The sequence below is a fragment of the Phocaeicola sp. GP0067 genome (genome assembly GCF_031119655.1).
Lineage (GTDB): Bacteria > Bacteroidota > Bacteroidia > Bacteroidales > Bacteroidaceae > Phocaeicola > Phocaeicola vulgatus.
In genome coordinates, this window is sequence record NZ_JAVHZY010000001.1 from 95,583 (window position 1) to 120,776 (window position 25,194).

The 25,194-nt window shown below is 43.8% G+C and carries 20 protein-coding genes, 1 tRNA gene and 1 pseudogene; 6 read left to right on the top strand and 16 right to left on the bottom strand.

Annotated elements, in window-relative coordinates:
• Window positions 1-252: 252 nt before the first annotated feature.
• Both RE317_RS00365 and RE317_RS00370 read right to left on the bottom strand, forming a co-directional pair.
• On the bottom strand, window positions 253-498 hold the full coding sequence (locus RE317_RS00365; RefSeq protein WP_005849888.1) for a hypothetical protein: 246 nt from the start codon (window positions 496-498) through the stop codon (window positions 253-255).
• A 116-nt stretch (window positions 499-614) separates the two neighbouring features.
• A complete protein-coding gene (locus RE317_RS00370) occupies window positions 615-2,270 on the bottom strand; it encodes a tetratricopeptide repeat protein (protein ID WP_008666446.1) in 1,656 nt (551 codons plus the stop codon).
• Window positions 2,271-2,488: 218 nt separating this feature from the next.
• Here RE317_RS00370 and RE317_RS00375 point away from each other — a divergent pair.
• Window positions 2,489-2,649 (top strand): annotated as a pseudogene (locus RE317_RS00375) (AAA family ATPase); the annotation flags it as partial.
• A gap of 187 nt (window positions 2,650-2,836) precedes the next feature.
• Here RE317_RS00375 and RE317_RS00380 read toward each other — a convergent pair.
• The 5 genes from RE317_RS00380 to mutS form a co-directional block, all read right to left on the bottom strand.
• Complete coding sequence (locus RE317_RS00380; protein WP_118430216.1) at window positions 2,837-3,526, bottom strand: porin family protein; 690 nt, start codon at window positions 3,524-3,526, stop codon at window positions 2,837-2,839.
• Window positions 3,527-3,660: 134 nt separating this feature from the next.
• Window positions 3,661-5,328: a tetratricopeptide repeat protein gene (locus RE317_RS00385; RefSeq protein ID WP_005843956.1), complete on the bottom strand. Its 1,668-nt coding sequence runs from the start codon at window positions 5,326-5,328 to the stop codon at window positions 3,661-3,663.
• 42 nt (window positions 5,329-5,370) lie between these two features.
• The gene (locus RE317_RS00390; RefSeq protein WP_005843958.1) at window positions 5,371-5,958 is read right to left on the bottom strand and encodes an outer membrane beta-barrel protein; all 588 of its coding nucleotides are present in this window, start codon (window positions 5,956-5,958) and stop codon (window positions 5,371-5,373) included.
• Window positions 5,959-6,164: 206 nt separating this feature from the next.
• Window positions 6,165-8,144 carry a family 20 glycosylhydrolase gene (locus tag RE317_RS00395; RefSeq protein ID WP_005849893.1) on the bottom strand — a complete coding sequence of 660 codons (1,980 nt, stop codon included), beginning with the start codon at window positions 8,142-8,144 and terminating at the stop codon, window positions 6,165-6,167.
• A gap of 49 nt (window positions 8,145-8,193) precedes the next feature.
• Complete coding sequence (mutS, locus tag RE317_RS00400; RefSeq protein ID WP_005849895.1) at window positions 8,194-10,806, bottom strand: DNA mismatch repair protein MutS; 2,613 nt, start codon at window positions 10,804-10,806, stop codon at window positions 8,194-8,196.
• 118 nt (window positions 10,807-10,924) lie between these two features.
• On the opposite strand from mutS, the gene RE317_RS00405 reads away from it, so the two are divergent.
• Window positions 10,925-11,431 (top strand): flavin reductase family protein, encoded by a 507-nt coding sequence (locus tag RE317_RS00405; protein ID WP_005849897.1) that lies wholly within the window; start codon window positions 10,925-10,927, stop codon window positions 11,429-11,431.
• 129 nt (window positions 11,432-11,560) lie between these two features.
• Here the strand turns inward: RE317_RS00405 and RE317_RS00410 are convergent.
• Window positions 11,561-11,631 (bottom strand) — tRNA-Gln (locus RE317_RS00410).
• Between the two features lie 134 nt (window positions 11,632-11,765).
• On the opposite strand from RE317_RS00410, the gene RE317_RS00415 reads away from it, so the two are divergent.
• A complete protein-coding gene (locus RE317_RS00415; RefSeq protein WP_008666458.1) occupies window positions 11,766-15,020 on the top strand; it encodes a S41 family peptidase in 3,255 nt (1,084 codons plus the stop codon).
• A 125-nt stretch (window positions 15,021-15,145) separates the two neighbouring features.
• On the opposite strand, the gene tyrS is transcribed toward RE317_RS00415, so the two are convergent.
• From tyrS to metK, 8 genes are all read right to left on the bottom strand, one after another.
• Window positions 15,146-16,438 (bottom strand): tyrosine--tRNA ligase, encoded by a 1,293-nt coding sequence (gene tyrS / locus RE317_RS00420; protein ID WP_005843969.1) that lies wholly within the window; start codon window positions 16,436-16,438, stop codon window positions 15,146-15,148.
• 79 nt (window positions 16,439-16,517) lie between these two features.
• Window positions 16,518-17,147, bottom strand: a complete 630-nt coding sequence (locus tag RE317_RS00425) for a TatD family hydrolase (protein WP_005843971.1) — start codon at window positions 17,145-17,147, stop codon at window positions 16,518-16,520.
• 14 nt (window positions 17,148-17,161) lie between these two features.
• On the bottom strand, window positions 17,162-17,383 hold the full coding sequence (gene yidD, locus RE317_RS00430) for a membrane protein insertion efficiency factor YidD (protein ID WP_005843973.1): 222 nt from the start codon (window positions 17,381-17,383) through the stop codon (window positions 17,162-17,164).
• On the bottom strand, window positions 17,380-17,772 hold the full coding sequence (rnpA, locus tag RE317_RS00435; RefSeq protein ID WP_005843974.1) for a ribonuclease P protein component: 393 nt from the start codon (window positions 17,770-17,772) through the stop codon (window positions 17,380-17,382). The genes yidD and rnpA overlap by 4 nt, the downstream gene beginning before the upstream one ends.
• Window positions 17,773-17,874: 102 nt before the next feature.
• Window positions 17,875-18,624 carry a uroporphyrinogen-III synthase gene (locus tag RE317_RS00440; protein ID WP_005843977.1) on the bottom strand — a complete coding sequence of 250 codons (750 nt, stop codon included), beginning with the start codon at window positions 18,622-18,624 and terminating at the stop codon, window positions 17,875-17,877.
• Between the two features lie 4 nt (window positions 18,625-18,628).
• Window positions 18,629-19,441 carry a DUF4271 domain-containing protein gene (locus RE317_RS00445; protein WP_008666459.1) on the bottom strand — a complete coding sequence of 271 codons (813 nt, stop codon included), beginning with the start codon at window positions 19,439-19,441 and terminating at the stop codon, window positions 18,629-18,631.
• A complete protein-coding gene (locus tag RE317_RS00450; RefSeq protein WP_005843984.1) occupies window positions 19,438-20,025 on the bottom strand; it encodes a TIGR00730 family Rossman fold protein in 588 nt (195 codons plus the stop codon). Before RE317_RS00450 ends, RE317_RS00445 begins: the two co-directional genes overlap by 4 nt.
• Window positions 20,026-20,139: 114 nt before the next feature.
• Window positions 20,140-21,432 (bottom strand): methionine adenosyltransferase, encoded by a 1,293-nt coding sequence (gene metK, locus RE317_RS00455; protein ID WP_008666460.1) that lies wholly within the window; start codon window positions 21,430-21,432, stop codon window positions 20,140-20,142.
• 277 nt (window positions 21,433-21,709) lie between these two features.
• Here metK and RE317_RS00460 point away from each other — a divergent pair, with 277 nt between their 5' ends.
• The 3 genes from RE317_RS00460 (at window position 21,710) to RE317_RS00470 (ending at window position 25,127) form a co-directional block, all read left to right on the top strand.
• Window positions 21,710-23,086: an MFS transporter gene (locus tag RE317_RS00460; RefSeq protein WP_005849911.1), complete on the top strand. Its 1,377-nt coding sequence runs from the start codon at window positions 21,710-21,712 to the stop codon at window positions 23,084-23,086.
• 140 nt (window positions 23,087-23,226) lie between these two features.
• Window positions 23,227-23,970, top strand: a complete 744-nt coding sequence (locus tag RE317_RS00465; protein WP_011965079.1) for an endonuclease/exonuclease/phosphatase family protein — start codon at window positions 23,227-23,229, stop codon at window positions 23,968-23,970.
• 14 nt (window positions 23,971-23,984) lie between these two features.
• Window positions 23,985-25,127 (top strand): acyltransferase, encoded by a 1,143-nt coding sequence (locus RE317_RS00470; protein WP_005849916.1) that lies wholly within the window; start codon window positions 23,985-23,987, stop codon window positions 25,125-25,127.
• The last annotated feature ends 67 nt before the right edge of the window (window positions 25,128-25,194 follow it).

The window sequence follows — 25,194 nt, forward strand, 5'->3', positions numbered from 1 at the left end:
CTATCCATATAACATCACTCACCTATACAACACTAAAAATCAACCATATAACATATTTTATCATAACATGAGCAATAAAATAAGATTCAGATATGAACTTCACATTATCAATAACCTTAGATTATCAACTAAAATATTATCATACAGCCTTAATTGGAATTACTTAAAAACTTAAATTTATCTGAGTCGAGTTAGCACTTCCTTTATCACACTTAGGAAGTACAGCTGTTTTTTCAAATGCGTTATTCATAACTACACCTTTTCATTACCATCCTTATCTAGCATAGTAATGTCAGCATCATCTAATGAAAATTGAAATGTGAGATACAAGCAGTCATTTATATCCTCGGCTTGTACTGAAAAAATAAAAGGAATTCTAGTAGCCACCTTTTCATAAACTTTGCAAACTGCATGAGGCTTCTTTTGGTGATGCTCCGAAGCAAAAACTCCCAAACTTAACGAAACTAAAAATAACATCAATAATAACTTTGCTTTCATACTTCTTTTTGTTTAAAAATGATGCCGCAAAGTTAGAGGGAAAGGAAAGAACGCACAACTATTTGCTGTGACATAACATTTCTATAAAACACTGATAAGCAATATATTTCAGTTTATCACTCTGACATTTTCTTTTTTAGACGCGATTTCCTTTGATTGAGGGCTACCGTATCCGTATGTCCGAAACATAAAGAAATGGCCAACGGAGAAATACCCGCTTCTTGCAGGCAAAGGACCAACAAGTCATCCTCCGTCAGTTGGGAGTATTGTGCTTGCAAAGGAGAAATATAATCAGCATAGATTTCAAAGGTCGTTTTCTTCAGTTTGTCCAATTCAGCAGCTGCCATCACCTTACGGATTTTCTTATTCACCTGCTGCTGGTCAGACAATGACATCACCTTTTTGTATATAGAAGTCTGCTGAAATAACCATGTACGAAGTGCCAACTTTTCTTTCTTCAATTGAGTTATCAATTGCTCTTTTTGGGCAATTTCATCAAGATTTTGGTTTTCCCTATCCTGTAACAGTGCAAGAGCGGATTCATTTTCTTCTATGCGCTGCTGCATCACATTCTGTTTCTCATCAGCATATTGTAATGCTTGCCGATAGAGTGCCTGCTGGTTATTTTTCTTATTTATCCAACGTTGGTAAATCAAAGCAACGACAAAGCAAATAATAACGGATACAAAGACAATCCATCTTATAATCCTTTTGGATTTTATCTGTTCATCCTTTACTCTTAATTCCGTCTGATGTTTATAGACTAAATGTTGCACTTCCGTCAATTGCTCACTGTTATCTAATGAGTCCTGAACCATAACAAACGTATCCAGATAGTGATAGGCAGACTTAAAATTTCCTAGTTCAGCCTCCATTACGGCAAGTGACCAGTAGGGTATAGAGCGGGATGGAGAAAGAAACAAACTCTTTTCTAAATAATGGCGTGCTGAATCATATTGTTCCAAATCAACATATAAATCCCCCATATTATAATAAGCATCTGCTTTTCCATTCCCATAAGATAAATGCTGTAAAACCTTATGCGCATAAACAACAGCCGAATCGACATTTTCAAAGTGTCTATAACAAATGCTCAAATTATGCCAAGAAGTAAGTATCATGCTTCTATCTTTAGAACGCATGGCATACTTCACAGCTTTGCGCTGATAAGTTATGGCAGAATCCTGCATATTTCTCATGCCATAAATATATCCTATATTAATATAAGCAATGGCAGTATCTTTAGCATCAAAAGAATAATGAAGAGATTGGTGCAACACCTCCAATGCCTTGTCATTCAATCCACAATTCCCATACCACAATCCCAGCGCACTATAAATTAATCTTCTATATTTTGTATCTACCGGATAATCCTGCAATATTTCCAATGCCTTCAAATTCATCTCTATCGCTGCCTTTTCATCATCCATCTCTGCCAGCAGCCTTCCCTTATACATCAATGCCACAGCCTTCTCCCTATCATCATCTCCATAATAATCCAAGGCGAAATTCAATAAGGAATCGCAAGGCAATAAGGGTAGTTTGTTCTTGTCCGTAGCCTCAGCCAGCAACAAAGCATAGTATGCCTTGTCTACTTCCGGCAAATCCTCTAAAACAGATATATTTTTTAAAATAGTCAATGCACTGTCCGGCTTCATTTCCAACAATGAATCTACTTGCTGTAACATCGGATTGGAAGAATGGTGGTTACAGGCAAACAAACAGACAGCCAGCAAACTGACGAAATTTAAATATATAATAAATGAACGCATAGTGATTTTATCTTTTAGCTTTCTATGCACAAAGATAGCAAAACGCTTTCATAACCCGGTACACGGACATCGATTAATAAGCAACACAGTACAAATATCCTTGTTGCTTGTTGGCCGTCTGCCCCAAAAGACTATTTTTGTAGAAAACAAAAAGGAGGAATCATACCCAATGTATTTGATGTACTTAACATGCCTTACCGTAGCGTATCCCTTAAGGAATGATGAATTTTGTGGCTGTCCGCGAAGACAATTGTTATTATGTGAACAAGACGCATTACATCTCTTTGATTGAAAGGGCCAACAAGTTCTTTTTCCTCATCCGTTTCCGTCGCTTTGGCAAAAGCCTAACACTCTCTCCATGTTACGGCACTATTATGACTGAACGAGGCAGACAAGTTTGAATTATGAGAAAGACAAGCTGGCTTCCCGCCTGGTTTACCAGGGGATGGAGATGGTGGTTTGCGAAGAAAAATGTCAAGAGAAATGCCCCTACACTCTCGTGCAAGAGCATCTCTCTTCTTAAAAAATAAAGTCTAGTATTCGGTTTTCTCTAAAGTGATGAAAATTTAAAAACGGTAACCAACTGAAAGTTGGAATGTAGAGTTTCGTAATCCGTATGTACTTTGTGCTTTGTTCAGACCGATATTATAATCAAATGAAATCGTGTAATGCTTACCTATCACTGCCTTGATACCAGCTGTCGCTCCGACATCCCAATGGTTGAACCCCCGAATAGCCTGATCGGAAGTATTCCCATAGCCATCCAGCGGCTTCCAGCCGGCATGAATCAATTTACCGTCACCCACCATCTGCAAATCGCTTTCACCGGCATTGAAACCATACGCCGCATAGAGTCCGACATTGGGAATAAGACTTATTTTATCATTTATATGAAAGTTATAGCCCAGTTTCACAGGTATTTGCAGATAGTTCATCTTTACTTCCACATCGGGATAACGGTAATAAGCATTTATACCATCCTTTCCGTAGTAATTCTCACCCAGTTTCAAATTTCCACCCTTTCGGACAAAAAAAAGTCCAGACATCAGCATCAGGTGATTCTGAAACTCATAGTCGACTGTCAGGCCTGCTTGAAAACCTACTTTCATGTTTTTGCTGTCCGAAGGGTTTGAATGACTGTCGGTGATATAGTTGGAAAGATTGGCACCAGCCTCAATTCCCAGTTTTACTTGTGCGGCGACGGGTAATGAACATAGAGTAATCAGGCACGCCAGAATTAGTTTGTTAGTTTCCATATCGTTTCTATTTTTATGGTTTTATTCCGCAAAGATAGAAAGTACAGACATTCGAAACGATTAAGCCCAATAACAGTTACTAAGCATAAATTACTGACAATCAACAATGTAACACTATTAAAGATAACATAGGATTATTCCATCTTACTTTTCATACGATATTTGCGTTGCGCTACAATCTGTGCATCATTATTACCAAAGCATAAAGCGATGGCAAAAGGAGATAAATCCGCCAATTGCAGACATAGCAAAAGGACATCATCTTCGTTCAACTTGGGATACCGGGTATGCAGTTGCTCTATGTAATCAGCATAAATCTGTCCTATAATCACTCTGAGTTGGCGTTGCTCAGCATTGGTGAGCACTGCAATACGCTCTTTGTGATGCTTTTGCTGGTTGGCCAGTTTGTCTATTTTCGTATAGAGGGCACTTTGCCGGAACAACCAGTTGCGCAATTTCTCCTTCTCCATCTTCATGGCCTCTATAGCCCGTTCCTTCTCTTCTATTTCCTCGACACGGCTTTCTTGTTTCTGTTTCAATTCGGCTATCACCTCTTCATGTTGAGCAATATTCTGCTGCATATCCATCAGGTTCTGTTTCAGCTTCTGCAACAGATATTTATAATTGGATTGCTGTATCTTCTTGTTCTTCAGTATCTGTTGATAAATAATCACAATGACCAGCAGCAACACCACAGCTATCATCGCAATGGTGTATATCCTCCGTTTAGCCTTGAACTGTTCTTTCCTTACTTGCGCGTCGGCATTCCAACGATAGGTCTTCTTCTCCAGTTCCGTAGCCACATTGGTGGAATAGATAGAATCTTCCAACTGGGTGCTGATTTCCAGATATTCCAAAGCTTTCTCCACATTTCCCTGCTGCTTGGCTATGGCATACAAGTCAAAGAAAGAGAGATACCGGATATGAATATCGACAGCTTCCTTGCTTCGGTTCAAATAATAAAGAGCCGAATCAAGCTGCCCGTTATTATAATAAAATTCCCCTAGATTCCAAAGACACTGCAAGCTGTCTTCTCTAAGACGACAGGCATCGTATGCCCTTTTCAGACAAATAATAGCTATACTGTTCCGTCCTGTACGTCCGCATAAATCCCCTATATTTCCATAAAGAGAATGCAAAAGGAAACTATCAGTAGAAAGAGAAAGCTGCAAAGCGCGTTGCTGACAGATAAAAGCGGAGTCTATATTTCCATACCCGATGTAAGCTACCCCCAGGTTGCTGAGTGAACTGATGAAATGACGGTTATGCCGTGCCAGCGAATCATTATAACAAGCCTTGACATACATATCTTTGGCCTGTGCGTACAAGTTCTGTTTGCCATACAGCCCACCCAACATATTATATACAAACCCTTTCCAATAGAATTCGCATGGATAGGCGGAAAGAATTTCAAGCGCCATACGGTAACTTTTCAGGGCATCGGCATAGTTTTCCATTTCCTGTTGCACTTTACCCTTATACAGAAGAGCTATGGCATGTTCTTTGGCTTCTTCATGATATACATGGAGAGCAAAATTCAATAATGAGTCACAAGGAAGCAGTGAATAACCATTTTTATCCGCAGCCTCAGCCAGCAGCAAAGCGTAACCGGCCTTGTCTTCCGGGCTCATACCGGTTAGGGAAGAGATGGATTTCAATAATGAAAACGCACTGTCGGAATGTTCTTCCATCAAGTATCCGGCTTGCCGCAAAGCAGGATGTTCCGTGCGCTGCAAAGTACAGGAAAGACCAAGCCAACATAGAAGGCAAACAATACCCAACTGTTTTATATAAACATACATGCAACTCTATTTTTATTCTCCGGTGACAAAGATACAGAAAACTCAGAACTTATATCCTACACCGGCCGATAAACTGACACTCCGCCCGAAAGGTCTCTTACGAAGAGAACACTTACCATCGATAGTGTAAATGAAATGCTCGGATTCCAATGAAACCCCGGCCCTTCCGCCGTAAGTAAAATGATCTGGAAAATCCTGATGCCACCAGCCCAAACTAGAATGCATTCCGTTGCCATAGGCGTAATCAATGGATTTATCCCTGCCAAACATAGCATAGGACAGATACGGTCCCGCATTGATGCGCAAATTCCATTTGTTATTCAAAGCAACATTATAAGAAGCAAGGATAGGAAGCTCCAAATTGAATTTACTAAAAAAAGAATCGGTACCAAGTCTTGTCTTGGATCTGAATTCTTCATAAGTAAATAATAATTGTGGTTGTACATACCATGAGTTTTTAACATGAACGTCATACATTCCTCCGGCATAACCGCCCAGGCTGAAGCGTGCATCCCTGGACAGAGATTTAGAAAAAAGTCCGCCTCCTACAATACCCCAGCTATTCTGTGCGGAAGCAGGAAGAATAAAGCAGGCTAAAAGCATGCAAAGTAGAATTTGTTTTATTTTCATCGGGTTTGTTGCTTAAGTTTAATAATGCAAAGTAAGGTATAAAGCCCTTTTCATGAAAATAAAACAGATAACATTTACCGCATATAAAACTTTGATAATAAACAATATAACACTATTAAAGATAACATTCGGAGAAATTTCACTCCTATTGGGCATAGGGACAGGTCTAAAACCTGCCCCTACACAGCAAGAGAAAGAAATATCTTTTATTGCGTGCAATTTATATTCCGCAACTTCCCTCTGAACCCATTCTGCACATCCCCAATCTGCCGCATGGGAAACACCAAAGTTTCCTGCATATACATCTTGTCCTTGCGTTTATGAGTATAGTTGTAAAACTGCTTGACACGTCCTTCCAAACGTTCCGCTTTCTCACCGTTTATGTAAAGAGTAGTACCTTTGTGGTCTCCCTCTATGCGTACCTTCGTCCATGCTCCGGCAGGCAGTGTGGCAGCGTGGAATACAAACGTATAGCCGTCACGGCTGAAAGCCAATTTTCCCTTATTTTCCCAATTGGCATATACGGTGGAATGAGGACCTTTAAACAAAATACCGTTGATATTTTGGTCTTTGTCCGGATTTATTTCAAATTCTACCACGTATGGATAGCCTACCTCCGGCAACATAGTGGCAATGCTGTCCGTACCGTTCAAAGACAGTTCTTCATTCTGCCCCGGAAGGACTACCTCACCCTGCACACGCCCCAGCAGGTTGACACCGGGAGCTTCAGGCATCTGTTTGCACAATTCCTCAAATTCCTCGTAAGAAACCATTTCATTCTTCCCTCTCCACATCTTCTCGGCCAGTACCTGAGCGGCCGGGAATGTACGGAAATGCACATCCTGTTGTGACACACCGTTACCACAATGGTCATTCCATACGGCAAACATACCTCCCAACAGTCCCGGAGTTCCTTCAGGCAACTCTTCCTTAGGATTCACTTTACCCACACGCCATTGCTCATACAGCCATTTCGTGTCCAGGAAATCACGATAATATCCGGCAGCCGGAACAATATAAAGATAAGCATCACACGTATTGATAATCTTATATCCGTCTTTCAAAGAAGCATTAGGATCAATCCAATCGTATGACCAGGCATTAATAGTTACATTATCCGCTTTCACCGGAGTGTTTCCTTTCAACCAGCGCAGTGCTCCCCACATACGGACATTCTTCCCGTATTTCTCTACATACTTCAGATACCGGTCTGTAAAATAGCGGAATTTCTCAGCTTCCTTGGCATTGTACTCGTCTGTACCGATATGTACGTCGGGACCTATGAAAACCGGTTTCTCACCAGAAAGATACTCATCCAGCAAAGAATCTACAAAACGATAGGTTTCCTCCTTGTACAAATCCAAATGATCCATTCCATATTTATCACTGCCTATCTCGGGTTTATAATGTGTAAAGGCCAATGAATGAGCCGGAATATCAATCTCCGGAATCACATTCACACCATATTCCATGCCCAGACGTTGCAGATCGGTGAATTCTTTCTTGGTATAAGAACCATCCTTGGCGGTCAGCCCCGGAAAACGCTCACTCTCCAGGCGGAAAGCAGCATAGGTCTTGTTCCAGTCGTTATCAAAGAACTGTACAAAACCATTGTCATTGAGATGAATCTGGAATTCATTCAGTTTATAGAACGATAGTATTTTGACATATTGCCGCAGGAAATCCATTGTGAAGAACTTACGGCCCACATCCAGCATGAAGCCACGACTGGGATATTGCGGCCAGTCACGGGCAACTCCTTTGGGCAACTGTCCTTTTTCATTATAAAGAATCTGCAACAAACTCCGGGTTCCCCAAAAGACTCCCTGACGAGCCGGTGCTTCAATACCGGCATAGCGTCCGGCAGTCAGCACATACCCTTCCTTTCCCAATTGTTTGTCGGGTTTCATCAATGAAAGATAAATATCATTCTTTCCCGGTTTCCCGGTCCTAATGGTGTAGTTCCAATCCAACAGATCTTTCAAGTCCTGTGCCAGCACAGTCGCCACACTTTTCAGTGCCGCCTCATCGGCAGGAGCTACAACAATACTGCCTTCAGCAGGCAATACGAGTTTTCCACTTCCCCCCTTCCACTCTTGCAGGGCGGGAATTACTTTCGGACATGTTTCCTTGGCCGAAACACACAGACACAAGGCCAACATCCATAAGGTTAGTAAGTGTTTCATGATAATGATTAATGGTTAGTTATTAACGGTTAATGAAAAATGAAGGCATTTATTTGCCTTTTACTATCTTCTTGATATCATTCAGTTTATTCAATGCTTCAAGAGGGGTCAGATTATTGACATCCAAATTCAGAATCTCATCCCGTATCTGACTCAATACCGGATCATCCAACTGGAAGAAGCTGAGCTGCATTCCGCTCCGGCCGGACGCTATCTCAGCCGTAGGCTTGGCAATGCCCTGCTGGCGGTTGTCCGTTTCCAGTTGATGCAGAATATCATTGGCACGCTTCACGATGCTTTTCGGCATACCTGCCATCTTTGCCACATGAATACCGAAAGAATGTTCGCTGCCGCCACGTTCCAGTTTGCGCAGAAAAATCACTTTATTATCTATCTCCTTCACAGATACATTGTAATTCTTGATGCGCTTGAAAGATTTCTCCATCTCGTTCAACTCATGATAATGAGTGGCAAACAACGTACGTGCCTTGGCTTTAGGATGCTCGTGAATATGCTCCACAATAGCCCAAGCAATGGAAATACCATCATAAGTGGAGGTTCCCCGTCCCAACTCATCAAACAGCACCAAACTGCGGCTAGAGAGGTTGTTCAAAATATTTGCCGCCTCATTCATTTCAACCATAAAGGTAGATTCGCCCACAGAGATGTTATCGCTGGCTCCCACACGGGTGAATATTTTATCCACCATACCGATCCGCGCACTTTCGGCAGGAACAAAACTACCCATCTGCGCCAACAAGGTAATCAGCGCAGTCTGGCGTAGCAAAGCCGACTTACCCGCCATATTGGGACCGGTAATGATAATGATTTGCTGGGTTTCCGAGTCCAGAAAGACATCATTGGCAATATACTTCTCCCCTACCGGAAGCTGCTTCTCGATGACAGGATGACGGCCTTGCCTGATGTCAATCACCTCACTGTCCTCCACAACAGGACGGATATAATTGTTCTCTTTCGCCACATTGGCAAAAGCCAGCAGACAATCCAATCGGGCAATCTGACTGGCATTAATCTGAATGGCTGGAATAAACTCTGCCAAAGCGACCACCAATTCGTTATAGAGCTTTGTTTCAAGCACTAAAATCTTATCTTCGGCCCCCAAGATCTTTTCTTCGTATTCTTTCAGTTCCTGAGTAATATAGCGTTCCGCATTCACCAGCGTCTGTTTACGGATCCAGTCGGCAGGTACCTTATCCTTATGCGTGTTACGCACCTCAATATAGTAACCGAACACATTGTTATAAGCAATTTTCAAGCTGGGAATGCCGGTCAGCTCACTTTCACGTTGCTGTACTTTGAGCAGATAATCCTTGCCGGAAAAAGCTATCTGCCGCAGTTCGTCCAGTTCCGCATTCACCCCGTCTGCTATCACACCGCCTTTATTCACCAGCAAAGGAGGATCATTCTTAACCTCTTTCGCTATTTTTTCACGGATAGACAGACATAAATTCAGTTGTTCCCCAATACGGCGGAGACTCCCGTTATCCGCATTCAAACAGGCATTCTTAATCGGCTCGATGGCTTGCAAAGCTACTTTAAGTTGCACCACCTCGCGTGGAGAGATTCGTCCTACGGCAGCTTTCGAAACAATACGTTCCAAATCTCCTATCAGATGTAGTTTCTCTTCTATGAACTCTTTGAAGTCCGGCTCGCGGAAGAAGTATTCCACTACATCCAGACGCTCATTGACAGGCTTCTCATCTTTCAACGGAAAGACTACCCAGCGTTTTAGCAGACGGGCTCCCATAGGGCTGATAGTGCGGTCGATCACATCCAGCAGACTGGTTCCGCCCTCATTCATGCTACCTATGAGTTCCAGGCTCCGTACCGTGAATTTATCCAGCCGCACATAACGGTCTTCCTCTATACGGGAAAGAGAAGTTATATGGCCGATCTGATAATGCTGCGTCATATTGAGGTATTGCAAAATAGCTCCCGAAGCTACAATACCATTCTTAAGGTGCTCCACCCCGAAACCTTTTAAGTTCTTGGTCTCAAAGTGCTTCAACAGCTTCTCGCGTGAGGAACTTTCATTAAACACCCAGTCATCCAACTCAAAAGTAAAGAACTTGCTTCCGAAATTTCCTTCAAACATTCCCCGTTTACCACGTTCGAAAAGCACCTCTTTGGGGGCGAAATTATTTAACAACTTGTCTATATAGTCAAAAGGCCCCTCTGCGGTAAGGAACTCACCGGTAGAGATATCAAGGAAGGCCACACCACAACTGGCTTTCCCAAAATGAACGGCAGCCAGAAAATTATTTTCTTTGTACGAAAGAACATTGTCATTGATGGCTACACCCGGAGTCACCAATTCGGTGATACCGCGCTTTACCAGTTTCTTGGTCATCTTGGGATCTTCCAATTGGTCACAAATGGCCACCCGCTTGCCGGCACGTACCAGCTTGGGCAAATACGTGTCCAATGCATGGAAAGGAAAGCCGGCCATTTCTACGCTCTTTGCCTGTCCATTGGCCCGCTTGGTCAGCGTAATACCCAAAATCTCTGAGGCAACAATAGCGTCTTCTGAATAAGTTTCATAAAAATCCCCGCACCTGAATAGCATAATCGCATCGGGATGCTTTGCCTTCAACTCAAAAAACTGCTTCATCATCGGGGTTAAAACTACATCATTTGCCACTGTATCGTCCTTTCTTTTTTTAATTAATATTTCTCGCAAAGATAATAATTAGCAAATTTAATCTGAAACAGTAAAAGAAAAAAATTATATCTTTGTACTAGCTAAAAATACGGAAACAATGAAAGAAATAAAAGTAAACGAACTGACTGACAATCTGTTTGAGACAATCAGCAAGGAATGGATGTTGGTAACCGCCGGTACCAAAGACAAATTCAACACCATGACGGCAAACTGGGGAGGTGCAGGATTTCTATGGAACCGTCCGGTAGCCTTTATCTTTATCCGCCCCGAGCGTTATACATTCGACTTTATAGAGCAGAATGACTATCTCACTCTCTCTTTTCTAGGTGAAGAGCATAAAGAAATACATAAGATATGCGGTTCCAAATCGGGACGTGACATGGATAAAGTAAAAGCGACAGGACTATCGCCCTTGTTCACCGAGAACGGAAGCATCACTTTTGAGCAGGCGCGGTTGACTTTTGAATGCAAGAAACTGTATGCCGATCTGATCAAGCCCGGAAACTTTATCGACAAGAGCATTACGGACCGATGGTATGGGGAATCACACGGTGGTTTTCACAAGATGTATGTGGTGGAAATTGTAAATGTGCTAAGCCGCTAATTAACGGCATCGATTGTTTTTTACTGCTGCTCCTTGTATTGACTATATTAAAGGATATGATCCGATACGAAAAAAGCCCGTCAAACTGTATGTTTAACGGGCTTTTGTTTCATTTCGGATTGAAAACTGTTGGACTACCAAGATTCGAACTTGGACAAACAGAACCAAAACCTGTTGTGCTACCATTACACCATAGTCCAATCATTATGTGCTTTCCTTAGAAAGCGGTGCAAAGATACGTTTTTCCTGCAATATATTCCAAATATTTTCGCACTTTTTTTTGCAATAAAGTGCAAATGCTTAACTTTGCGTACAAACTAAAAGAAATAAATACATGAAAAAACTTCTAACTTGCCTTGCTTTAAGCTTTGTTGCAGCAAGCAGTTATGCAGCTACACCTTTATGGCTGCGTGACGTGCAAATTTCCCCCGACGGCACGGAAATTGCATTCTGTTATAAAGGAGACATCTATAAAGTACCCGCCAACGGAGGAACTGCCACCCAACTCACTACACAAGCCTCATACGAGTGCAGCCCCATCTGGTCACCGGATAGTAAACAGATTGCCTTCGCCAGTGACCGCAATGGCAATTTCGACCTGTTCGTCATGTCGGCCGATGGCGGAGCAGCCCGGCGTCTTACCACCCATTCGGCTTCCGAAATACCGTCAACCTTCACCACCGACGGCAACTATATCCTGTTCTCGGCCTCTATCCAAGACCCTGCCAACAGTGCCTTGTTCCCTACCTCGGCCATGACAGAACTATACAAAGTCCCGGTAACCGGCGGACGTACCGAACAGGTGCTGGGTACTCCCGCAGAAATGGTCTGCTTTGACAAATCAGGAAAAACATTTCTCTACCAAGACCGCAAAGGTTTTGAAGACGAATGGCGCAAACACCACACCTCGTCCATCACCCGTGACGTATGGTTATATGATTCGGAAAACGGCAAGCATACCAACCTGACCGCCCATGCAGGCGAAGACCGTAACCCTGTATTTGCGCCCGACGGGCAAACCGTTTATTTCCTGAGCGAACGAGACGGAGGTACATTCAACGTATATTCCTTTCCGATAAGTAGTCCTCAATCATTGAAAACGGTCACCCATTTCAAGACCCATCCGGTCCGCTTCCTGTCAATGGGCAGCAACGGCACTCTCTGTTATACGTATGATGGAGAAATATACACTCAAAAACAAGGAGATAAACCGCAGAAAGTCAAAATCGATATCATCCGTGATGACCAAAATACAATAGCAGATCTGAATTTCAGTAACGGAGCAACCTCAGCTACCGTATCACCGGACGGCAAACAAGTTGCTTTCATTGTACGAGGTGAAGTATTCGTCACTTCCGCCGATTATAATACCACCAAGCAAATCACACATACCCCTGCCCGTGAAGCAGGACTTACTTTCTCACCGGACAACCGTACTTTGGCGTACGCCAGTGAACGCAACGGAAACTGGGAACTTTACATGGCCAAGATTGCACGTAAGGAAGAAGCCAACTTCCCCAATGCGACTGCCATTGAAGAAGAAGTACTCCTGCCTTCGGACAAGACAGAACGTACCTATCCGCAATTCTCACCGGACGGGAAGGAACTTGCCTTTATAGAAGACCGTAACCGGTTGATGGTGATTAATCTGGAAACCAAAAAGGTACGTCAGGTCACTGACGGTTCCACCTGGTTCAGTACCGGCGGTGGCTTTGACTATTCATGGTCGCCGGACGGCAAATGGTTCACATTGGAATTTATCGGAAACCGGCATGATCCATATTCCGATATAGGTATGGTAAGTGCACAAGGAGGAAAAATTATCAATCTGACCAATAGCGGCTATACCAGTGGCTCCCCCCGCTGGGTACTGGATGGTAATGCCATTTTATTCATTACCGAGCGTTATGGTATGCGTGCCCATGCCTCATGGGGATCACTGAACGATGTGATGCTGGTATTTATGAACCAGGATGCATACGACAAATTCCGCCTGAGCAAAGAAGATTACGAATTGCAGAAAGAACTGGAAAAAGAACAAAAGAACACAACCGAAACCAAGAAAAACGATAAAAAGAAAGGTGATAACAAAGAAAAATCCGAAGAGAAGAAAGAGGAAAAAGTAAAGGACATTGTGGTGGAACTGAACAACATAGAGGACCGCATCGTACGCCTTACTCCCAACTCTTCCGATTTGGGGAGCGCCATTATCACCAAAGACGGCGAGACCTTATATTACCTCTCTGCCTTTGAAGGCGGCTATGACCTGTGGAAAATGAATCTGCGCAAGAAAGATACCAAGTTGCTCCATAAAATGGATGCCGGATGGGCCAACATGGAAATGGACAAGGATGGAAAGAACTTGTTCTTGCTAGGCAGTAACACGATGCAGAAAATGGGTACTGATTCTGAAAGTTTGAAGCCCATCAGCTATCAAGCCCACGTGAAAATGGATCTCGCAGCCGAACGTGACTATATGTTCAACCATGTATACAAACAAGAACAGAAACGCTTCTACAACCTGAACATGCACGGAATAGACTGGGATGCCATGACCAAAGCCTATCGCAAGTTCCTGCCGCATATCGATAATAATTATGACTTTGCGGAATTACTGAGCGAATATCTGGGTGAACTGAACGTTTCACATACCGGAGGACGTTTCCGTCCGCAACTGAAAGGAGATGCCACCGCTACCTTAGGATTACTGTATGACTGGAATCATAACGGCAAAGGTCTGTTGATTTCTGAAGTAGTGGAAAAAGGCCCCTTCGACCACGCCCGTTCCAAAGTGAAGGCCGGAAATATCATTGAAAAGATCGACGGTCAGGAAATCACTCCCGAAAGCGATTACTCTGTTCTGCTGAACGGTAAAGCCAGAAAGAAAACACTGGTTACGCTCTATAACCCGCAGACCAAAGAACGTTGGGAAGAAGTAGTTGTTCCTGTCAGCAATGGTGTAATGAGCGATCTGCTCTATGCACGCTGGGTAAAACAACGGGCAGCCGATGTAGACAAATGGTCGAACGGCCGTTTGGGATATGTGCACATTGAATCCATGGGAGATGACAGCTTCCGTTCCGTTTATTCGGATATTCTGGGCAAGTACAATAACCGTGAAGGTATCGTCATCGATACCCGTTTCAATGGCGGAGGACGTTTGCACGAGGATATTGAGATCCTGTTCAGCGGAAAGAAATACTTTACACAGGTAGTTCGCGGACGTGAAGCTTGCGATATGCCCAGCCGCCGTTGGAACAAGCCGAGTATCATGGTGCAGTGTGAAGCCAACTACAGTAACGCACACGGCACTCCGTGGGTATACAGCCATCAAAAAATAGGCAAGCTGGTAGGTATGCCTGTACCGGGAACCATGACCAGCGTATCTTGGGAAACATTGCAGGATCCGACACTGGTATTCGGCATTCCTGTTATCGGCTATCGCTTGCCGGATGGAAGTTATCTGGAAAATTCACAATTAGAGCCGGATATCAAAGTGGCCAATTCACCGGAAACAGTAGTGAAAGGTGAAGACACACAATTGAAAGCTGCGGTAGACGAGCTGTTGAAAGAGATAGACGGAAAATAAGACGAAAGAAAAGATACAAACAAAACCGGAAGGAGAAACAACAGGTTTTCTTCTTCCGGTTTTTGTTTGTAGGGACATTTACTGAATATCCCCTTTTTTATTTATAAAAGAAGTTCTCTTTTTTCTTATTTGGCAATCACCAGATAATAGTTCTTCTTTCCGCGCTGAACCAGCAGGTATTTTTCATCCAGCAGGTCAGCAGTCGTAATCACCTGGTCAAAGGCACTTAATTTCTCCTTGTTCAATGAAACGCCACCGCCCTGTACAAGCTTACGCATCTCACCTTTAGAAGCGAAAACAGCGGCATTATCAACGAACAAGTCTACTGCCTTCACACCTTCGGCCAATGCATCTCGTGACACCTCAAACTGAGGAACACCTTCGAACACTGCCAGCAACGTGTCTTCATCCAGCTTTTTCAACGCTTCGGAAGTGGCGTTACCAAACAGGATGCCCGATGCCTCAACAGCAGCATTGTAATCTTCTTCCGAATGAACCATCACAGTTACTTCCTTAGCCAGACGCTTCTGCAATACACGCAAGTGCGGAGCTTCAGCATGTTCTGCTGTCAATGCTTCCACTTCTTCCTGACTCAGCGAAGTGAAAATCTTTATATAACGTGCGGCATCCTCGTCACTTACATTCAACCAGAACTGATAGAACTTGTAAGGAGAAGTATAACGGGGGTCCAACCAAATATTACCAGACTCAGTCTTACCGAACTTACCACCATCGGCCTTTGTAATCAACGGACAAGTCAATGCAAACACTTCACCGCCATTGGTACGGCGAATCAGCTCGGCCCCGGTAGTGATATTACCCCATTGATCCGAACCACCCATCTGAAGTTTGCAGCCCTTTGTTTCATAAAGATGCAAGAAATCGTATCCCTGCAACAACTGGTAAGTAAATTCTGTAAATGACAAACCGTCACGCGCCTCACCGTTCAAACGTTTCTGTACAGAATCCTTAGCCATCATATAATTCACTGTAATGTGCTTCCCTACCTCACGGGCAAAGTCCAGGAAAGTAAAATCCTTCATCCAGTCATAGTTATTCACCAATTCGGCTTTGTTAGGAGCATCGCTCTCAAAGTCAAGGAACTTAGCCAGCTGTTTCTTGATGCAAGCCACATTATGACGCAATGTTTCCTCGGTCAGCAAATTGCGCTCCTGCGATTTGCCGGAAGGGTCACCGATCATACCGGTCGCGCCGCCCACCAATGCCAACGGCTTATGACCGCAACGCTGGAAATGACGTAGCATCATCACACCACACAAGTGGCCGATATGCAGAGAATCAGCCGTAGGGTCAATACCCAGATAAGCTGTCACTTGTTCTTTAGCCAATAACTCTTCGGTGCCCGGCATCATTGTGTGCACCATTCCACGCCATGTTAATTCTTCTACAAAATTCATCGAATGATTATCTATTTAAATGTTTGATTTATACTTTAAATGCCACAAAAGTACGACTCTTTATCTGAAGAAACAACTCTTATTGCCGAAAAAAGATTTTCCGTGCATTTTCATCTATCCTATCGCACAGAAAGGAAACTTCCACATTCTTCGTTTCCGCCATCCGTCCTATCACCATACGGATATCCTGCGTGCTCTCATCCGTTTCGGCCAATAAACATTCTAAAGGCACGTGCCGCAACACATCAGGCTGATATCTTTCTCCCAACGAAAAATAAATGTTTTCCTGCATCAGCCGGCAGGCAATATGCAGATTATTACGGAAACCATGTACCACCCAAGGCATCTGCGGACGATACTTCTTTTTCAGTTCAATCAGTTCATTAAACGCCTTCACACAATGAATAACCAACGGTTTTCCTACTGACTCGCTCAATAAAATTTGTCGGACAAACACCTCTTTTTGCAACAGAATATCTGCCGGCCCCAAACGGTCCAAACCCGCCTCTCCTATCGCCAGAACAGAGGGATGACAGACCGCCTTTTCCAACGTTGTCCAATCTTCCGGACCAGCTTCCAAAACTTTCCACGGATGAATGCCTACAGAATAATAACACCCTTCCACAGGTTCAAACCATGCAGGCTCTACATTGAAAATGCATTCTCCCGGTACAGCAGCATTGCGATGCGTATGAATATCCAGCAACATAAGGACAACAGATTTTACGGAACCGGATCATAGCCCGACCCGCCCCACGGATGGCAACGCAATATCCGGCGGACAGCCAGATACAATCCCTTGAAAGGACCATGTTTTTTAATAGCCTCGATGGCATATTCCGAACAGGTAGGTACAAAACGGCATGAAGGAGGAGTCATTGGAGAAATGTACCCCCGATAGAAATAAACAGGCAACAGCAACAGATAGGAAAGTATCTTTTTCATTCCAGCCTTTCCACTATATGAAACAGCAGTTTCTTCACTTTCTCCTCCACTTCGGCAGAAGAATGAATATGGTTATCCAGCCATATAAAGGCGATAATCAGTCTTTTGTTCCGGGAAGCCAGCGCATCCAGCAACAAATGCTTGTTCTTCCGATAAGCCTCACGTACCTGACGTTTCACCAAATTACGCTTTACCGCACGTTTGAACCGCTTCTTGGGCACGCTGATCAGAATGGAAGCTGCCGCCATATCTTCCTCCACAGGCTCTACCGACATATACACCACACGTAGCGGAAAAGCCGGAAAAGACTTGCTTCCACCTGAAAAAAGACGCTCAATCAATGTCTTACTATTCAGACGCTCTTTTTTACCGAGTGTATATTCTACCATAATCTTCTTTCTTTTATTAAAATAAAGAAACCGAGGGTTTCGAATCACAAAGTTACAACTTTATTGATACAAAACCCCCGGTTTTGGGATATAAACTAAAAATTAATCCTTATTACGCTCGCGGATAAACATATCCAATGCCGCAGTCATGGACGGAGCCTCTACAGTAGGAGCTTCCAGATCCAACCGCAATCCGGCATCCTTTACCGCTTTAGCAGTAGCAGGACCAAAACATCCTATCGCAATTTCCTTTTGGTCGAACTCCGGAAAATTCTTCATCAAAGAATTGATTCCTGCAGGACTGAAAAACAACAGCATATCGTAATCGAACTCTTCTTCAGGAGTGAAATCATTACTTACCGTACGATACATCACTACCTCCGTATGCTGAATTTTATTTTTATCCAATAAAGTCTTGATCTCATCATTGTGTACATCAGACATCGGCACCAAATATTTTTCCGTGTTGTGCTTTACGATAGAAGGCACCAAATCTGCGAATTTACCGGTCGCGCCGAAGAACACTTTACGCTTACGATACTGAACATATTTCTGAATGTACAAAGCAATGGTTTCGGACGTACAGAAATATTTCATTGTTTCGGGCACAGTAACACGCAATTCTGTACACAGATTGAAGAAATGGTCGATAGCGTGCCGCGATGTAAAAATCACAGCGGTATGATCAAGAATAGAGACTTTTTGCTGTCTGAACTCTTTTGCCGACAAGCTCTCAACTTTGATGAACGGGCGGAAATCAATTTTCACACCGTACTTCTCAGCAATATCATAGTATGGCGACTTTTCAGAAGTCGGCTTCGGCTGAGATACGAGGACTTTTTTTATTTTCAATGTACTAAAAATTTAAAATCAAAATGTTGTTCGCTAAGATAATCCCTTTCCACAGAACAAAATCAGGGAGTATTTCAAGGGCACAAAAGTACAGAATTAAATGGAAAGCGCCATAAAATTTGTTGAAAAAGTTACTAAAGCACTTATAAAACAGCAGAATTTTAGCAATTATTATAACAAAACCGATAAAATAAGGAGCAATTTGCGGTGACAGATCGAAATACACAATCAAAAGTACAATTGGAAAAAGTAAAAATCCGGCCCCGATTACAACATTAAAGTAAGATTCCAGCCAAATAATATTGCGTGTTTTGTTAAAGAAAATCCAATTTACAAAGCTATAAAGAAGCCATTTGATGACAAAGAAAAAAACTACATAACCAATGTAAATACTTAGCAATAAACAATGAGAAACCGTACGAAAAAGGAGCAGGTCATGGTCCGAAAAATAATCGTACACACAAAAACCGGATAATATACAGGTCTGCAATATCAGCACCAATGTATAACGCACATCAGATGCGGTAGTATCATCAAACAAACTGGCACGCTCTTTAGACAAAGCAAAATTCTTAAATTGCTGTTCAAGATGTTTCTTGCCATGTGCCAGCACGTATGATACCAGGATAAAGCAAAGAAACAGCACGCAGGTCACCATCCAGTCCGAACGCAGCTGATAGGGCAACTCCATTCCTCTCATCCCGTCTTCCTTGGACATATGACACACGCTGTGTGTCAAAGCCGTATCAACACGGCTCTGCTCTTCCGTATAAAGTTGGAGAATATACGCTATTCCGGGATGACAGGTTTCACTCATATCGCTGCAAATTTACGTATTTCCTTGTTCCAAACAGGCGTTGTATAGAGCAAATTTATCGCTTCTTCGGCTGTTGAAGCCACCTTCCAGATCGCAACATGCTCTTTACGCATAAAATTACCCTCCACCGCCCTTTGCAGCATTTCAAGCAAAGGATTATAAAACCCGTTGATATTCAAGATGATTATCGGATTAAGATAAAGCCCCAGCTGCTTCCAGGTGATGATTTCAAGCAATTCCTCCAATGTGCCGCAACCTCCGGGCAATGCAATGACACCATCGGACAAATCGGCCATCATCCGTTTACGCTCGTGCATGGTTTCCGTCTCAATCAATCGGGTCAGCCCTGTATGGTGCCACCCCTGCTCCACCATAAAATGAGGGATTACCCCCGTCACCGTACCGCCTGCAGCCAATGCTGCATCGGAGGTAGCCGCCATCAGGCCGATACAGCCTGCCCCGTTAATCAGATTGATCTTCTTTTCAGCCAGAAGACGTCCTAATTCTTCCGCTACATCAAAATACACCTTCGCTATCTTTGTGCTGGACGCACTATATACACATACATTCTTTATATCATTCATATAAATCCTTATGTTTTCGGGCGGATCCAATCCTCCCCTGCCAGCCAATGACGCTCATTGCCGCAGGAACGAATTGAATTCGCCCGTATACATCACCATATTCGAATCCGTTTCTTACAAACCGAACGCTTCCTTTATCTTATCCACATAATCCAGCTTCTCCCAAGTGAACAGTTCCACTTCCAGCGTCTTTGCTTCATGATACATGGATTCGTATGTCTTGGTCACCACTTTCGGCTCACGTCCCATGTGACCGTAAGAAGCTGTTTCCTCATAAATAGGATTACGCAGTTTCAAACGCTCTTCAATGGCTTTCGGACGCAGATCGAACAGTTCGTCTATTTTCTTAGCAATCTCTCCGTCGCTCAGTTTCACATTGCTGCGACCGTACGTATTTACGTAGATATTGATAGGACGGGCCACGCCAATGGCGTATGACACCTGCACCAGCATTTCATCGGCAACACCGGCAGCAACCATATTCTTTGCGATATGGCGTGCTGCATAGGCAGCACTACGGTCTACCTTACTGGGGTCTTTTCCTGAGAACGCCCCGCCACCGTGAGCACCTTTTCCACCGTATGTATCCACAATAATCTTACGGCCGGTCAAACCGGTATCTCCATGAGGACCGCCGATCACAAACTTACCTGTAGGGTTCACATGATAAACTATCCGGTCATTGAACAAAGCCAATACTTCTTCATTATGAATTCCGGCAATGACACGTGGCATCAGGATTTCAATCACATCCTGACGAATCTTGGCCAACATCTCTTCGTCAGCCTTCAACTGAGCTTCTTTGGAAGAATCAGCCGGGGTTACAAACTCGTCATGCTGGGTAGAAACCACAATCGTATCAATGCGTACCGGCTTGCCGTTATCATCGTATTCAATAGTAACCTGGCTCTTGGCGTCGGGACGAAGATAAGTCATCACCTTCCCTTCACGACGGATTTCGGCCAGTACCATCAACAGTTTATGTGCCAGGTCCAGTGACAGCGGCATATAGTTTTCCGTTTCATTGGTAGCATAACCAAACATCATTCCCTGGTCGCCCGCACCCTGGTTCATAGGGTCCTCGCGTTCCACGCCACGGTTGATATCCGCACTTTGTTCGTGAATGGCAGAAAATACGCCACAGGAGTTTCCTTCGAACATATATTCGCTTTTGGTATAACCGATACGGTTAATCACTTCACGTGCAATGCGCTGCAAATCTACATACGCCTTGGTTTTCACTTCTCCAGCCAGCACTACCTGTCCGGTAGTCACCAGGGTTTCGCAAGCTACTTTCGAACTGGGGTCAAACGCCAACAGTTTATCAAGCACAGCGTCCGATATTTGATCGGCCACTTTGTCGGGGTGTCCTTCAGACACCGATTCGGATGTGAATAAATATCCCATTCTAAATTGAAAATTAAGAATTAAAAATTAAAAGTTAATTCGTTAACCACCTTGGGAAGTTATCAGAGTAGATAAATGTAAATAAGAAAGTCAATGTATTTTTTAGCATTTTTTTCTGTGGTTGCAAGCTACTCAAATCTCTCCACTGTTTTTAACGGCTGCAAAGATAAGCATTATTCCTTAACCATTCTATAAATTCCCGGTTCTTTAACATTGGAATAGCAATTATTTAGAAGAAATTAAACCTAATCTGACCGATTTCCGTTAATTTTGCATCATGAGCAAAGAAAAGACCGCATTTATACCTAAACAATATTTCGCAGTGGTAGCCGTACTGCTGGCTATCATGATGTCCGTACTGGACGGAACCATTATGAATATCGCATTACCCACGCTGGCACACGATTTCGATGTCACCCCTTCCAATGCCATCTGGATTGTCAATGCCTATCAACTGGTGATTACCATGACCTTGCTATCATTTGCCTCATTAGGTGATATTTACGGTTACAGACGGATATTTCTGACCGGCATCTCCATTTTTGCAGGCGCCTCTTTGGCCTGCGCCCTCTCGGACTCTTTCTGGATGCTGACTGTCTCCCGTATCATTCAAGGTTTCGGGGCGGCCTGTGTAATGAGTGTCAATACCGCCCTTATCCGTTTAATTTACCCGCCGCAGATACTAGGGCGCGGAATGGGCGTAAATGCCATGGTGGTAGCTGTTTCGGCCGCCGCAGGTCCATCCATTGCAGGCAGTATCTTAGCATTGGGAAGCTGGCACTGGCTTTTTGTAATCAACATTCCTTTGGGATTGGCTGCATTAGTGATCGGACATCGGTTCTTACCGCATAATCCGGCTTCAGACACAAAACACAAGTTTGATAAAATCAGTGCAATAGCCAACGCACTGACCTTCGGGTTGTTAATTTATACCTTGGAAGGTTTTGCACACGCCGAAAACAGAAAGTTCATTGCCATCCAGTTGGTTTTGTTAATCATAATCGGCACTTATTTCATCCGCCGCCAACTGAAGGAAACGACCCCTATCCTACCTGTGGACTTACTGAAGATTCCTATTTTCGCTCTTTCTATCGGTACTTCCATCACCTCATTCACCGCCCAGATGCTGGCTATGGTTTCCTTACCGTTTTTTATGCAGAATATATTGGGATACAGCGCCGTACAGATCGGTTTGCTACTTACCCCCTGGCCATTGGCTACCATCCTGACCGCACCACTTGCAGGCAGACTGGTAGAGAAAGTACATCCCGGATTGCTGGGAGGCATCGGCATGGCCATCTTCGCTACCGGCCTATTCACACTCTATTTGCTTCCCCCCCATCCGGCAGAATGGAATATCATCTGGCGAATGGCACTCTGTGGTATGGGCTTCGGGCTGTTCCAGACGCCCAATAATGTAACCATTGTTTCTTCCGCTCCCACTCACAGAAGCGGTGGAGCCAGCGGTATGCTAGGTACGGCGCGTCTGTTAGGTCAGACTTTGGGAACCACACTGGTTGCTTTGTTGTTCCGTATGTTCGCCGAAGGACATCGGGCGCAGGCTTGTTTGTTATTAGCCATATTCTTTGCCATTGCCGCAGGCGTGGTAAGCAGTATCCGTATGACACAGGCTTCTCCGGCAGGAAAGAAATAAAGCCCCGGCAAGTTGTTGAACAGAAACATTTCCTTTCTGATAAAAACTTTCTCTTGTTTTTTATCTTTGAGGGCAAAGAAAAAAAGAATGAATTTATCTATCTTTGGAGAGAATTTAAACAATCAAAACCTGATGAATATATGAAAAAGACATTGCTCTTACTTTTTACCCTTCTTTTAGCCCTGTCGGCACAATCACAAAATTCGTTACGGCTAATGACCTATAACATTAAAAATGCAAACGGAATGGATGATGTATGCGACTTCCAACGCATAGCCGATGTAATCAATCATATCCACCCCGAAGTGGTAGCCTTGCAGGAACTGGACAGCATGACCCACCGCAGCGGACAAAAATACGTACTGGGCGAAATAGCCGGACGTACGCAAATGCACGCTTACTTTGCCCCTGCCATTGATTACGACGGAGGAAAATATGGTATCGGACTTCTCACCAAAGAAATTCCCGTCAGCCTGAAAACCATGACACTTCCCGGACGGGAAGAAGCACGTGCGCTGATTATGGCAGAGTTCGACAACTACATTTATTGTTGCACCCATCTGTCTCTCACCGAAGAAGACCGCATGGCCTCACTGGAGCTTATAAAAGACTTTGCCGCCGCTCACAAAAAACCTTTTTTCCTGGCCGGCGACCTGAATGCCGAACCCGAATCCGCATTCATAAAATACTTGCAACAGGATTTTCAGATACTTTCTGACGTAAACCAGCATACATTTCCGGCTCCCGCCCCTACAGAAACCATTGATTATATTACAGCACTGAAACAGAACATGAAAGGCTTCACAGTAACCTCCGCACAGGTAGTAAATGAACCGGTAGCATCAGATCACCGTCCCTTAGTAGTGGTGCTTGAACAAAAATAAGCCCAACAGAGAATATGGAAATAAATAAAAGAGAGAACATCGGATGGATAGACTTGCTACGCGTCACCGCCTGTTTTTTAGTTGTATTCGCCCATTGCTGTGACCCTTTTGTGGCACGTTTTGACACAGACCGTCCTACTTTTCTGCAAGGGTGCGCATTGGGAAGTGCCGTACGCTGTTGCGTGCCCTTGTTTGTGATGATGACAGGAGTGCTGCTGTTTCCTGTACGAAACGGCATGAGTGAATTTTACAAAAAGCGGATCGGCCGCATTGTTGTCCCGCTTATCTTCTGGTCGGTCATGCTGCCTGTATTGTATTTCATTTATCTGAATTACATCACCACGACAGACAATCCTACCATAGACATGTCCGCCTTCACCCTGGAAATGACTATCACGAAGATTTGGACATTCATTTTCAATTTCAACTATGACACCACTCCTCTGTGGTATCTGTATATGCTGGTGGGGCTCTACTTCATCATCCCCATCTTCCATGCATGGCTGGAGCGTGCTACCCGGAAAGATATCAAGCTATTTCTTTCCATCTGGGGCATCTCCTTGTTCCTTCCCTACATAAAGATGGCCGCTCCCGCACTGGGATATATCGGCAACTGGGGCAATATGGATATCCTGGGAGTGTGCGACTGGAATGCATTCGGTTCATTTTATTATGTTTCCGGATTTATCGGCTATCTGATACTGGCCCATTATCTGGTAAAATACCCGCTGCAATGGAGTTGGAGAAAAACCCTGGCTATCGGTATCCCTATGTTTGTGACAGGGTACGCCATCACTTTTGGCGGCTACCTCATCATGCAGGAATATTTTCCGGGAAACTACGCCTATCTGGAAATAGTATGGCTTTTCGGCGGCATCAATGTATTTATGATGACATTTCCTGTTTTTGTCTGTATACAGAAGCTTAAAATACCTTCTTCGCCTGTTCTTTCAAAAGTGGCATCCATGACCTTCGGCATTTATCTGTGTCATTTCGTCTTCGTGCAAATGGGATATGACTTGTTCGCCTCGCTGTTGCCTCAGGGGATTCCTGCCATAATACACATTATTTGCATGGCCGTAACAGCCTTTCTCATCAGCTACCTGGTGGTCAGAGGGATGTATGCATGCAAATGGACCAGAAGATTTGTGGCGTAAAAACAACGGATTCAAAACACAAGGAGTTACAGTATCCTGTTGGCTGATTATTTCCTTCAAATTCTTC